Annotated in this window: 5 protein-coding genes; all 5 read right to left on the bottom strand. The window is 64.2% G+C overall.

Annotated features, from left to right (window positions below):
- Positions 1–13 precede the first annotated feature (13 nt).
- Positions 14–769, bottom strand: coding sequence for a heme ABC transporter permease (locus tag NKH42_RS13705; RefSeq protein ID WP_254817503.1), 756 nt, complete (start codon positions 767–769; stop codon positions 14–16).
- Positions 770–1032: 263 nt separating this feature from the next.
- Complete coding sequence (locus tag NKH42_RS13700) at positions 1033–2802, bottom strand: glucan ABC transporter ATP-binding protein/ permease (protein ID WP_254817502.1); 1770 nt, start codon at positions 2800–2802, stop codon at positions 1033–1035.
- Between the two features lie 364 nt (positions 2803–3166).
- Positions 3167–11737 (bottom strand): glycoside hydrolase family 94 protein, encoded by an 8571-nt coding sequence (locus NKH42_RS13695; RefSeq protein ID WP_352754647.1) that lies wholly within the window; start codon positions 11735–11737, stop codon positions 3167–3169.
- A gap of 267 nt (positions 11738–12004) precedes the next feature.
- Complete coding sequence (locus NKH42_RS13690; RefSeq protein WP_352738229.1) at positions 12005–12592, bottom strand: HutD/Ves family protein; 588 nt, start codon at positions 12590–12592, stop codon at positions 12005–12007.
- 8 nt (positions 12593–12600) lie between these two features.
- Positions 12601–14271, bottom strand: coding sequence for a urocanate hydratase (gene hutU, locus NKH42_RS13685; protein WP_352738227.1), 1671 nt, complete (start codon positions 14269–14271; stop codon positions 12601–12603).
- Between the last annotated feature and the right edge of the window lie 18 nt (positions 14272–14289).

The raw sequence follows: 14289 nt of genomic DNA, 5'->3' as shown, positions 1-14289 counted from the left end.
TACTATCGGTTGGTTACCGTTCAGCCTGCCTCGCGGCAACCCGGCGCATCGAAATGACCCGGCGGCGCCGGATCTCGGTGCGCATCGCCGTCAGGTGCAGCGCGAAGAAAAGCACGGTGAAGCCGAGTGCCATCACCAGCAAGGGCCACAACAGGCTTGGATCTATCGTCGGCCCACCAAGACGGAACACCGACGCCGGCTGATGCAACGTGTTCCACCAGTCGACCGAAAATTTGATGATCGGGATGTTAATGAAGCCTACCAGGGTTATGATGGCCGCTGCCCAGGCGGCGCGCCCGGCATCGTCTAGCGCGCGGGTCAGCGCGATGATGCCGAGATACATCAGGAACAGGATGAAAACCGAGGTCAGCCGCGCGTCCCACACCCACCAGGTGCCCCACATCGGCTTGCCCCAGATCGACCCGGTGATCAGCGCAAGGGCGGTGAAGACGGCGCCGATGGGTGCCGCCGATTTCAGCGCCACGTCGGCCAGCGGATGGCGCCAGACCAGCGTGCCCAGTGCCGAGACCGCCATCAGCGTGTAGCACATCATGGCAAGCCAGGCGAAAGGCACGTGGATATACATGATGCGAACGGTGATGCCCTGCTGGAAGTCCTCAGGCGCCGTGAAGCTCATATAGAGACCGACAGCGAGGACGACGGCGGCGACGCTCGCCAGCCACGGCACAACCTTGTCGGCAAGCCCGACGAACCGCGTCGGGTTGGCAATATCCATCCAGCCGGAGGGGCGTGAAGTCGTGTCGCTCATGCGGCCTTACATAGACCGCCGGCGGAGTTGCGGCAACCACAGCGGCGGTACGTCGTCTCTTCTCCCCTTGCGTGAGAAGGCGGATCGGCACGTAGCGTCGAGCCGGACGAGAGGTGCTGGACGAGTAAGGCGCCAATGATCGCCGTGCGCCGAAGTCTGGATTTTGGATGAGATTTGAGCCAAGCCGGAGCATCCCCTCATCCGACCTCGCTTCGCGAGGCCACCTTCTCCCGCAAGCAAGGGGAGAAGGCAGGCCGCGCTGCTCAGGCGGCTTCGTTCACCGGGCGGCTGAGGCGGCGAACCTCCTCGTCGTTGAGCAGGCCGCCGGCGCGCAGCAGGCTGGCGAAGCGACCGTTGCGCAGCGACAGTTCGGTGAACCCGCCCATCTCGACCACCCGGCCCTTGTCCATGAACACGACCAGATCGGCATCGCGAACGGTGGTCAGGCGGTGAGCGATGATGAAGGTGGTGCGGCCGCGCCGCAACTCGTCGATGGCGTCCTTGACGCGATCTTCCGTCTCGACGTCGAGCGCGCTGGTCGCCTCGTCGAGAACCAGGATGGGCGCGTCCTTCAGCACGGCGCGGGCGATCGCGATGCGCTGGCGCTCGCCACCGGACAGCTGTCCGCCGCGTTCGCCGACGACCGTGTCGTAGCCCTCGCTCTTCGACAGGATGAAATCCTGCGCGGCGGCGGCATTGGCCGCGGCATGGACCTCGTCATAGGTCGCCTCCGCACGGCCGACGCGGATGTTGTCCTCGATCGAGCGGTTGAGCAGGCCGGCATCCTGGAACACGGTGGCGATCGAATGGCGCAGCGACTTGCGGGTCACCGTGCGGGTGTCGATGCCGTCGATCAGGATACGGCCGCTGGACGGGGTAAAGACGCGCTGCAGAAGATTGATGAGCGTTGTCTTGCCGGCGCCCGTGGGGCCGACGATAGCGACAGTCTGGCCGGCCTGGACCTCGAACGACGCGTCGTCGACGCCCTGCCCGGAGTTGCCGAACTCGAAGCAGACATTCTCGAAACGGACGTGCCCCGTGACGTTGACGAGCTCGCGCAGCCCATCGGGTTCGGCGGCGTCGGATGCAGAGTCCTCGAGATGATAGAATTCCTCGAGCTTGGCGCGCGCCTCGGAAATCTGGTTGGCGAACGCCGACATCTGGTCGAGCCGGGCAATCAGCAGCGTGGCAAAGCCGGTAAAGGCGATGACGTCGCCGATCCGCAACTGGCCGTGCGTCACCAGATAGGCGCCAATCAAGAGCACCACCATCATCGAAATCGTCGACGACAGGCGGTGCAGCGCGTTGGCCATCGCCCACCAGTCGAGCACCGGATTCTGTGCGTCGAGCAGGTTCTTGACGTAGCGCTTCAGCGCCTCGGTCTCATGGCCGATGCGGTTGTAGCTCTGCAGGACGGCGACGTTGCTGACCGAGTCCGTCACATGCGCAAACACCTTGTGGTAGTGCCGCTCTACGGCCGCCTGGCCTTCCTTGGTGCGCCGCATCACCAGCCGTCCGATGCCGACATAGAGCGCGCCAAGCGCCAGCAGCACCATCGACATGCGGATATCCATGCTGAGCGCGGTGGGCACCAGCAGAACCAGCGCAACCGCGGTCGACAGATGCTGCCGCATGAATTCGAGCCAGAGGCTGAACAGGGTCTCGACCGCGCGCAGGAGCGTGTGCAGGGAATTGGAGGTGCCACGCTGATGATGCCAAGCAAGCGGCATGGTGATCACGCGCTCGAACGACTGGCAGAGAACCTCGCTGCGCCGCTGGTGGGCAAAGCGGTCGGCGCCGCGCGCTACCAGAACGAAGGCGATGATATTGAACGCGCCGAGGCCGGCCCACATTGCCAGTGTCGCGAATACCGAGCCGCGGTCCGAAATGGCATCGATCACCCGGCCGAACATAATCGGCTCGAGAATGGCGATAATGGCAAGCGCGACATTCGCCCCGCAGATAAACGCAACGCGTTTCCTGTCGGCAGCGAGATAACCAAGGGCTCGCCAGTAGATTTGCAGAAGTGACACTTCAGCTACTCCGCCAATTATTTATGGTGCAGTGCGTCATTTTTTGACTCGTATCGGTTGACGCGTCGCAAAACAATGCTCGTCTACCTCTTCCGTTCCCATTCCGCGAACAAAAGATGACGACGCTTCGAAATTTGCCGTGATCGTCTAACAGTTTGAGATAAAAGGTGAAATGTCAGCGTTGCGGCAAAATCATGGCAACTGGAAAGCACTGCCACATTTTTAATCAGCAAGACCCCAGGCACGACGTCTAAAGTCGTGTGCAGGCATTCAGCAAGGTCAAACGCAAATATAACCGGTGGAGGCACTTGGAGCGCCCGCGCGTGCCCTGGGGAGCCCTGAGCGACGCTCCAAGTCCTTGAATCTAGGTCGGTATTCTAACGACCACCTCGGCATTGTCGCCGGCTTTTGGCTCGAAGGACGAAGATTTGGTCTTCGTGCCATTCACTTCAAGTGAGATGGCCCGGGCCTTTTTGTCGCGGACGACGCATACCTTGATCTCGGCGCCCAGCATCTTCAGGGTTGCCGAATAGCCGTCCCAATGGCTGGGAAGTCTCGGCGTGAACTGGAGGCGCTGTCCGCGGCGCTCTATGCCGAGAATGCTCTCGACCGCAGCACGATAAAGCCAGCCCGCCGACCCGGTATACCAGGTCCAGCCGCCTCGGCCGCCCTTGTCTTGCCCGGAATAAACATCGGCCGCGACGACATAAGGTTCCACGCGGTAGCGCTCTGCCGCGGCTTCATCGTGCGCATGGTTGACCGGATTTAGCATCGAAAGGCAGCGGTAGGCATCGTCGGTGCGACCCATCTCGGCGAGCGCAATAACGAACCATGTCGCGGCGTGCGTGTATTGGCCGCCGTTTTCACGGACCCCCGGCGGATAGCTCTTGATGTAGCCCGGGTCCTTTTCCGTCTTCGAGAAGGGCGGAGTGAACAGTTTGACGATCTTGAGCTCGTCGTCGACGAGCGCTTTCATCGCCTGCCCCATTGCCGTGGTCGACCGCGCCGGGTCGCCCTCGCCCGAAAGCACGCTCCAGGACTGGGCGATCGAGTCGATCTTGCACTCGTCCGACTTGCGCGAGCCGAGCGGCGTGCCGTCGTCGAAGCTGCCGCGCCGATACCACTCGCCATCCCACGCGGTGCTTTCCAGCGCCCGCTTCAGCAACTCGGCGTGCTTCGTCCAGGCTTGCACGCGCTTGGCATCGCGCTCTGCCTTGGCGACAGCGGCAAATTCGCCCAGCGTCTTCAGCAGGAACCAGCCCAGCCATACGCTCTCGCCCTTGCCGTGCTCGCCGACGCGGTTCATGCCGTCGTTCCAGTCGCCGCCGAGGATCAGCGGCAGCCCGGCCGGGCTGCTGCGCTTGACGGCAAGATCGAGCGCCCGCGCGCAGTGGTCGTAGAGCGAGGCTGTCTTTTTCGAGATTTCCGGGATGAAGAACGCATCGTGCTCGCCTTCGCTCAGCGCCTGCCCTTCGATGAAGGGCAGTTGCTCCTTCAGGATCGCGGTGTCACCGGTCACCAGCAGGTAGCGCGCGGTAGCGTGGGCCAGCCAGACCACGTCGTCAGAGATCATGGTGCGGACGCCGGCCTCGGTGCGCGGCAGCCACCAATGCTGTACGTCGCCTTCGGGGAATTGCCGCCGCGCCGCGTTGAGGATGTGATCGCGCGCCAGCTTGGGGTTATGCGCCAGCAAGGCCAAGGTGTCCTGCAACTGATCGCGGAAGCCGAAGGCACCGCTCGCCTGATAGAACGCAGAGCGGGCACGGATGCGGCAGGCCAGGCTCTGATAGGGCAGCCAGTGATTGACCATGGCGTCGAGGGCTTTGTCCGGCGTCTCGACCTGGATGGTGTCGAGAAAACCGCGCCATGTGCGCTCGTTGTCGGCCAGCCGCTGATCGAAATCCCTGGAGCGATGGGTCTGCACCAGCGCGCTGGCCTCGTCGGGCGAGGCCGCGTCGCCGAGCAGCCAGAGCAGCGTGACATCGCCACCGGCAGCAATGTCGATGTCGCGTGCGATGGCCGCGCAGGGATCGTCGCCGGCCTCTACGCGGCCCGACAGGTCGGCGCCGCTCAGCACCGCATGCGGAAACTCGCTCGTGCCTTGCCTGCCGATGAATTCGCCGCGGTCGGCGGTGACGGAATGCACCGCACCGTCGGCGGCCAGAAAGGCGATTCGCTCGCCGAAATCGAGTCCATAGGGATTTTGCGCCAGCAATGCGCCGGTTGCGGCATCCCTCGACGGAACGATGCTTGCAGCGGTGCGCGAGCGATGGCCGCCAAGAACCCATTCCGCATAGGCGTAGACGCGCAGCCGCATCGGCACCGAACCCGAATTCTGGATGCGCAGCCGCGATATCTTCACCGGATCAACGGGATCGACGACATGGGTCAGGTCCATCGTCAGCGGCCCGCGTTGTGAGCGGAACGTCGAAAAACCCTGCCCGTGCCAGGTTTCGTAGGTCATTGTCGGGTCACGCACCACGGCAGCCATTGGCGAGAACGCCCTGCCACTGGCATGATCGTAGATATAGATGCCCTCGCCCGGCCGGTTGGTGACCGGATCGTTCGACCATGGCGTCAACTGATAGTCGCGGCTGTTGCGGCTCCAGGTGAAGGCAGCGCCTTCAGCCGAAATGTGGAACCCGAACGATGGGTTGGAGATCACGTTGATCCACGGCTGCGGCGTCGTGCGCCGGCCGGCAAGACGCACGACGTAGTGGCGTCCGTCGCCGTCGAAGCCGCCGAAACCGTTCCATTGGTCGAGCCCGCTGCCGTCGACGCGGCCCTCGATCAGTGCCTGGGCGGCAGATGCTTGCGACGTCGGCACCGGCAAGGACGGCTCGCGAAGCGCTGCAAGGTCTGCCGGCTGGAGGGCGGCGTCCCGCGCCTGCAGTGCCGCAGCCTCGGCGCGCTCGATCTGGTCGAAGATGGTGCCGTTGCGCGTATGCAGCACCACCCGAGCGACGGCGAGCAAGGTCCTGTAGGTCGTTTCCTCCATCAGATCGCGTCGCACCGCGAAGATGTGCTGGCGGGGTCCGAGTTCCTTGCCGCGCAACCGGCTGTTTTCGCACAGCGTCTCCACCGCGCGCTGCAGGTCCTGCACGTAGGATGACGCCTGCTCGTTGACGACGACAAAATCGATCATCATGCCGCGGGCGCGCATGTATTCCTGGAAGCGAAGCGCCTGGGCGACGATCTCCAGATCGGCGACATCGGCGATCCTGACCAGGAAAATCGGAAAATCGCCGGATATGCTGGTCGGCCACAGGCTGGACTGCCTGCCGAGCCCGGAGACGATGGATTCGCCGGGAAGGCGCAGGAACGGGTCGGGATAGATCAGATAGCGCGCCAGCTTCTGCACATTGGCGGCGTCCGACAGACTGAGGCCAAGGTGCCGGGTCTGCACCTGCGAGCGCGTCCAGGCGAGCATCGCCTGGCGGGCGAAGCTTTCGGGATGGTCGAGCCGGGCGATGGCGGCATCCAATTCGGCGCGATGGGTACCGACGACGGTCCAGAAGGTCAGCGAAATCTTCTTGTTGGCCGGCACGCGCACCTGCCGGCGAAGCGAGGCGATCGGATCCAGGGTGAAGCCGGAATGGCCGCCAAGCTTGGCGCCGGGATCAAAGGCAGCCGCCTCGGTGATAGTGCGGCCACGGCCGATGAAGGCGCGCCTGTCGGTTTCCGCCTCGGCGTCGCGCGCCGATCCAGACGGGTCGGTGACGAAGTGCACCATGGTGACGTCGGGTTCATCCTTTTCGCGCTTGCGCCTGGTGGCGAAGATCGCGCCGTTGTTCGGCGCGATCTCGGTTTCCACGAACATCTTCGAAAAAGCCGGATGGGCATTATCGGAGGGCTCGGAGCCCAGCACCAGTTCGGCAAACGAGGTTACTTCGATATGCCGGTCGGCGGGGCCATCATTGTGGAGCGTCACCCGTCGGCCCTCACCATTGCCTTCCGAGATGACGATGCACTCGACTTCCGAACGCAGCGATCCAACCGATTTGACGAAGCTCGCCTTGTCGTCAGAAAACAGCGTCTGCGCCCGCTCGCCGGCGGCGCGCTTCGGCTCGGCGGTGGCCGACCACCAGTCGCCGTTGCTGGCGTCGCGCAGGAAAATATAGGAACCAAGGCGGTCCTCGGTCGGATCCGGCTGCCAGCGCGTGACGGCAAGGTCGCCCCAGCGGCTGTAGCCGGAGCCGGTGGCGGTGACCATGACCGAGTAGCGGCCATTGGACATGACACTGGTCGAGCGCAGCGCCCTGAGCGGATCGAGCACGATGCGGGTGTCCGGGCTTTCCAGCTCGGTCTCGTCCTTCGAGCGCTCGTCGGCCTCGGTTCTGACGGTCGCAGTCGGGATGTCGCGCGGCGCCCTTTCCTGCAGCAGCAATTCGGCCGACTCGATCACCGGATCGCTGTGGAAGCGATCGCGCAGGCGCCCTTCGAAGATCGCATCGGCAACTGCGGCAATCGACATGCCGGAGTGGTGGGCCATGTAGTTGAGCACGACGGCGTGGTCGGTGCCCTCGGGGACGCGTTGCGGCGTGAAATCCACCGCGTCGTAAAAGCCGTGCCGGCCCAGCGCGCCCAGCCGCCTCAGCCTGGCCAGGTTCTGCACGGATTCATGCGGCGTGAACTGCGCTGCCAGCACGGTCGCGTAAGGCGCGATTACCGTATTTTGGCCAAGGCCGCGCTTCAGGCCGAGCCCGGGCACGCCGAAATTGGTGTACTGATAGGTCAGTTCACGGTCGCGGGCGTTGTAGGCCGCTTCCGAAATCCCCCAGGGAACGTTCTTCGAACGGCCATACTGGATCTGGCGCTTGATGATGAGCTTGCTGGTCTGGTTGAGAATGCTGCCTTGCGGTTCCTTCATCACCAGGGGCGGCATCAGATATTCGAACATCGAGCCGGACCAGGACATCAGTGCGCCCTGGAAGCCGATCTCGACGATCGGCCGGCCGAGCCGGAACCAGTGCTCGGTCGGCAAATCGCCCTTGGCGATGGCGAACAGGCTGGTCAGCCGCGCCTCGGAGGCCAAAAGATCGTAGCAGCTTTCGTCGAGCTGATGCTCCTCGACCCGGTAACCGATCGACAGGAGCTTGCGTTCGGGCCGCATCAGGAACGAGAAATCCATCTCGAAGGCGAAACGGCGCGTGCGCTCGCGCAACGTCAGAAGCTTGGCCCGCAATGCCGCGACGGCGTTTTCGTCGCTGTGCGCGTCGTGCACATGCGCCTCGCAGGTGGCTTCGAGCCTGGCCGCCCAATCGGCGATGGTGTCGCTCTGGGTCGACGCGGCCTCGGTGTGGATGGCTGTCGCGAGCTTGCGTATCTCGCCGGCCAGGACGGCCAGGTTGATGGTACGGATCGACGCCATCTCCGGCTGCGCCTTGATCAATTCGACCGCCCGCCGCATGCCATCGAGACGGTCGGCGAGCCGCTGGCGCAAGGGCCGCAATTGACGCCGGTCGTCGGGCAGTTCCTCAAGGCTTTCGTCGAGGATGGTGACAGTATCGAGGATGCCTTCGAAGTCGCCCTGCACATGCACCGACGGCGCTTCGGCCCATTCGGCGCAGGCTGCGGCCACAGCCACCAGATGGCCGGCGAGATTGCCGCTGTCGACTGCAGAAATGTAAAGCGGATAGAGCGGCTTCAACGTCGTGGTGTCGTACCAGTTGAAGAGATGACCGCGATCGCGCGGCATGCTCTCGATGGTCGACATGGTCGCGTCGATGCGGTTGACGGCGTCGGAGAGGCTGATCCAGCCGAAGTCGCGTGCCGAAATCACCGACAGCAGGTAGACGCCGATATTGGTCGGCGAGGTGCGGGGCGCCACCACGGGGGCCGGGCTTTCCTGGAAATTATCCGGCGGCAGATGGTGATGCTCGGCCGTCACGAAGGTCTCGAAATAGTGCCATGTACGCCGCGCCACGGTGCGCAGCGCGTGGATGTCGGCGGCCGATATGCGCAGGCGGTCCTCGGTTTCGGCCGAACGGCTGATCCAGCAGGCGATGGCGGGCGAGCCGATCCAGAACAAGGCAAAGAAGAAGGCGACGAAGGCGCCGGTGGAATCGGCCAGCACCGGGACGGCGAGGCCGACGACGCCGATGATCACGGCGCCGTACATGATGCTGTAGTAGGAGCCGAGATCGTTGTCGCCGCCCTTGTGTGCCTGCGAGGCGGTGCGCCATTCGAGCAGGTTCTGGCGGCTGACGAACAGGCGGTAAAGCGTGCGGATGATCGCGTCGCCCATCATCCAGGCTAGGTGCGCCATCAGGACAATCTTCAGCGCCACCAGGGCGGTACCGAAGGCAACATCGCGTGCCAGCGCCGAGAAATGGCCGCGCGGCGTCTGATCGCCGCTCTTCGGCAGGATGGCGTTGACGATGTCGAAAGTGGGCGCCATGAACAGCGTGAGGATCAGCAGCGCCTGCCATTGCGCGGCCTGCGTGAAGGGCAGCAGCGTCCAGCCGGCGATCGCGGCCATCACCCAGAAGATCGGCGTCACCGAGCGGCGTAGATTGTCCACCATCTTCCAGCGCGACAGCGCCGGCACGTTTGAGCGCGGGCCGAGGATGAAGCCCAGAAGCTGCCAGTCGCCGCGTGCCCAGCGATGGTGGCGCGACGCATCGACCGAATAGCGGGTCGGATAGTCCTCGACCAGTTCGACGTCGGTGACCAAGGCCGAGCGCGCCAGGGCGCCTTCGAGCAGATCATGGCTGAGGATGGTGTTTTCCTCGATGCGGCCCTTCAGCGCCGCCTCGAAGGCGTCGACATGGTAGAGACCTTTGCCGGTGAAGGAACCGTCGCCGAAGATGTCCTGGTAGAGGTCCGACACCGCAAAGACGTATGGATCGAGCCCGCGATTGGCGGAAAAGACACGCTGAAAGAACGATGCCTCGTCGCCGCTGGTCAGCGACGCGGTGATGCGCGGCTGCAGGATGGAATAACCTGCAGTAACCTCGCGCCGTGCGACATCGAAATGCGGACGGTTGAGCGGGTGGCAAAGCTTGCCGGCCAGCGCAGCGACGGCGTCGCGGGTGGTGCGGGTGTCGGCGTCGAGCGTCATCACGTGGACGACGCTCTCCGGCAATGGCACTTCCAACGGCAGGAAGGTGGTGTCGCTGTCGCCGCGCAGCAGAAGGTTCAATTCGTGCAGCTTGCCGCGCTTGCGCTCCCAGCCCATCCAGACGCCTTGCGATGCGTTGTAGAGCCGGCGCCGATGCAGCAGATAAAAGCGCGGCGCGCCTTCCGAGGGATAGCGGGCGTTCAGCCTGGCGATTTCGGCGCGGGCGAATTCGAGGATTTCGACATCCGCCGTATCGATCTCGGTCTTCGAGTCCGGCCAGTCGGAAAGCAGCGCGAAATAGACCTCACCCGCCGTATTGGCGAGGTGATGCACCTCGATGTTGCGGATGTTCTCCTCGACATCGTCGCGCGAGCCGATCAGCGACGGCACCACCACCAGCGTGCGCGCCTCGGGCGGCACACCGTGCCTGAAATCATAGCCGACGAGACGCGTCGGTTTCAAAAACAGCGAGACGACGGTGTTGAAGAATGCGAGCGCGCCTTCGCTGGCCGGCACCGCGAACAGGGCCAGCATCAGGACGATCGACGGCACCGACAGGCCGAGATTGGCAAGCGCATTGCCGGAAACGACCAGAAGCAGGACCGTCAGCGCAAACACCGGCACGACGATGCCCAGCCATCCGGTCTTGCGGAACGTCCGGTTCAGCGTCTTGCCGATGGTCGGCCGGTAGCCGATCGACCGCTCGAGCTCCTGCCGGCGCGGGCCGACCAGAAAGAAGCCGACGTCGGTGTGAGCGATCGGACCGCTTTCGGAGCCCGGTGCATCGGCAGCATGGCCGGCGAGCTCGATCGCCCTTTCGGCAACGCGAAATTCGGAGAGGTCGGAACGGCGCGCCAGCTCCTCGATCGCAGTCCGGTATTGGTCGCGCGAAAAGAAATCGAGGGCGGCGAAATCGGTGCGTTCGCGCAGCAAGGTGTCGATGCGGCTGACGCCCTCGAACCACACCGTCCAGTCGACGTCGTTGATCAGGCGCAGGCCGCGGATGATGTTGCCGGTGGTCACGTTGCCGCTGGACAGCGTGTGGTGCTCGCTGAGGATGATCTCCTCGGCGTCGGAGCCGGTCCTTTCCAGCTCGCCCTCCAGCCATTCCAGCGCCCTGCCGGCATTTTGCGAGCCGTCACGCAGCCGGTAGAGCAATTGGGTGGCGAAGGTGGTGTCCTGCGCATGGGCGCTGTAGTGGGAAAGTATCGCCTGCCGGTCGGCGCTGTCGTCCGTCGCCAGCACACGGTCGGCGACCTCGTTGGCGATCTGGCGCAGTTCCCGCGTGCGATTGACGCGGACCGCGATGCGGCGAAGGTTCTCGATCAGGACGAAGCGCAGCAGCGACGGCAGCGCCCATAATTCGCCGATCTTCAGCGGCTCGACGGACTGGAAGCCTTCGACGATCGCCTTGAACATGGCCGACGAGACGGAACTGTCGGAATGCGCGACATAGGTCCACGCGACCGCCAGTGCGCGCGGCACGCTGGATCCATCCGACAGTTTCAGCGTCGGCAACTGGCGATAGAAGCGGCGCGGCAGGTCGCGCTTGACCTGAAAAATGGTCTCCTCGACCAGATAGTTGTTGTCGAGCAGCCACTGCGCCGCGGGCGTGATCGTTTCGCCCCTCGCCTGGGCAGCGTTGGTGGAACGGTAGACATCGAGAATCTTCCTGGCGCTGTCACGAATGCGCGCCTGAAAATCGAAAGGCGTCAGACCGAACAAGTCCTTGGCATCGCCATTGGCAAGGGCTGCGCCCAAAGCGCGCAGCCGATCTTCCGGCAGGAAATGGGAGCGTATCGGCTCGTCGGTGACAGCCGGGAAGCTGGCGCTCGTCTTTTCGATCTGTGCGAGATTGGTCTGGATATTCATCTAAGGTTCCGTGTTGGGGACGCAGTGCGGCGTCACCGCCACGGCAATGTCCCTAAAACCGGTCCAAATGCAATTGGTTGCATCGCAACACTTGGCCGAAAGTTTGTTTCCGCACCACGACAAGATGCTGTCTCTCGACAACTTCCAGGCGAGCACTATGAGCATCGTTTCGGCTTCTGATCGGCGGAAGATTCAGGCTTTTTCGTGATGCAGCGACCAGCTTACGCGATATTTGGCCGGCGTCACGATCATGTTTGGAAACAGACGTTAATCGTTGCCGGCAATGCGGTCGATGCGGATCACGAACAGCCTGGCCGGCCGGACGGGGTCCAGGTGCAGTTCCGGCGCTTGCGCCCCGAGCAACAGCGCGTCGAGCGGCCCCAATTGCATGGGCGCCGCGCCGGCCACGCTGAGTTCGCCGTCGACGCACAGAATAAGTGTTTCATCGGCTTCGGCCTGGATCTCCGTCGAAGCCGGAATCAGCAGGCGCTCGACCGTGTGGGCCGCCCGGGCGCGGCGGGTCATGACGTTGAGGTCGGTGATCGGGCCAGCGATCAGCGTGGCTTGCGTCGGCACGTCGGCCGGAAAGGCAAGCGGTGCGGAACCCTTGGTGATTTCGACCGGCGGCCGGCCGGCGATATCGAGGACCATGCCCTCGCCTTCCAGCAAGGCCAAGGTCCGGTCGACGCCAGCGAAGCCGGAGAACGGGCCGCTGCCCTCGACCAGCGCCATCGAGACACGCCAGTCGAAATCGTCGAGCCCGGCACCTGGCGGCGACACGACAATCTCCGTCGTCACCCCGCCGCCGTTCTTCCACGGCATCGACCGGTATTCGGCTGCCCGAAGGATGCGCAAGGCGCGGCTCAGTCCAAAATGCCGGGCAGGTTAAGCTGGTTCTCCCTGGCGCACTCGATCGCGATGTCATAGCCGGCATCGGCGTGGCGCATGACGCCGGTCGCCGGGTCGTTCCACAAAACCCGCTCCAGGCGCTTGGCCGCCTCGGGCGTGCCATCGGCGACGATGACCATGCCGGCATGCTGCGAAAAGCCCATGCCGACGCCGCCGCCATGGTGCAGCGACACCCATGTGGCGCCGGACGCCGTATTGAGCAGGGCATTGAGCAAGGGCCAGTCGGAGACGGCATCCGAGCCGTCCTTCATCGCCTCCGTCTCGCGGTTCGGCGAGGCGACCGAGCCGGAATCGAGGTGATCGCGGCCGATGACCACCGGTGCCTTCAGTTCGCCCCTGGCGACCATCTCGTTGAAGGCGAGGCCGAGCCGATGGCGATCGCCGAGCCCAACCCAGCAAATGCGCGCCGGCAGGCCCTGGAAGGCGATGCGCTCGCGCGCCATGTCGAGCCAATTGTGCAGATGGGTGTTGCCGGGCGTGAGTTCGCGCACTTTGGCGTCGGTCTTGTAGATATCCGCGGGGTCGCCGGAAAGCGCTGCCCAGCGGAACGGGCCGATGCCGCGGCAAAACAGCGGACGGATATAGGCCGGCACGAAACCTGGGAAGGCAAAAGCATTCTCGAAGCCCTCCTCCTTCGCCACCTGGCGGATGTTGTTGCCGTAATCGAGCGTCGGCACGCCGGCGTTCCAGAACGCCACCATCGCCTCGACGTGCTCGCGCATCGACGCGCGGGCAGCTCTTTCGACGGCCTTCGGGTCGCTGCTGCGCTTCTCGCGCCATTCGGCCAGCGACCAGCCCTTGGGCAGATAGCCGTTGAGCGGGTCATGCGCCGAGGTCTGGTCGGTGACGATGTCGGGGCGCACGCCGCGCCGCACCAGTTCCGGCAGGATGTCGGCGGTGTTGCCGACGAGGCCGACCGATTTCGCCTCACCGGCTTTGGTCCAGCGCTCGATCTTTTCCAGAGCCTCGTCGAGCGTGTCGGCGCGTTCGTCGACGTAACGGGTGCGCAGCCGGAAATCGATGCGGTCGGGATCGCATTCGACGGCCAGGCAGCAGGCGCCGGCCATGACCGCGGCGAGCGGCTGGGCACCGCCCATGCCGCCAAGGCCGCCGGTCAGTATCCACTTGCCCCTGAGATTGCCGCCATAGTGCTGGCGGCCGGCCTCGACGAAGGTCTCATAGGTGCCCTGCACGATGCCTTGCGTGCCGATGTAGATCCACGAGCCGGCCGTCATCTGGCCGTACATCATCAGGCCCTTTCTATCGAGCTCGTTGAATTTCTCCCATGTCGCCCAGTGCGGCACCAGGTTGGAATTGGCGATCAGCACGCGCGGGGCGTCAGGATGAGTGCGGAACACGCCGACCGGCTTACCCGATTGCACCAACAGCGTCTCGTCGTCGCCAAGGGTCTTCAGCGAGGCAACGATGCGGTCGAAATCGTTCCAGGTGCGCGCCGCCCGGCCGATGCCGCCATAAACGACCAGTTCATTGGGGTTCTCGGCAACATCGGGATCGAGATTGTTCATCAGCATGCGCAACGGCGCTTCCGTCAGCCAGGTGCGGGCGTTGAGCTCGCTGCCGCGCGGGCTGCGCACTTCACGGATGTTGTGGCGAGGATCGGTCATGATTGTCCCTTTCGAATG

This window comes from Mesorhizobium sp. M1142 (assembly GCF_040318565.1).
Classification (GTDB): domain Bacteria; phylum Pseudomonadota; class Alphaproteobacteria; order Rhizobiales; family Rhizobiaceae; genus Mesorhizobium.
The sequence above is the reverse complement of the archived record's forward strand: the minus strand, read 5'-3'. Positions and strand labels throughout refer to the sequence as shown.

Coding starts and splice junctions, on each gene's coding strand:
- NKH42_RS13705 (WP_254817503.1), bottom strand. CDS start 769: ATGAGCGACACGACTTCACGCCCCTCCGGCTGGATGGATATTGCCAAC.
- NKH42_RS13695 (WP_352754647.1), bottom strand. CDS start 11,737: ATGAATATCCAGACCAATCTCGCACAGATCGAAAAGACGAGCGCCAGC.
- hutU (WP_352738227.1), bottom strand. CDS start 14,271: ATGACCGATCCTCGCCACAACATCCGTGAAGTGCGCAGCCCGCGCGGC.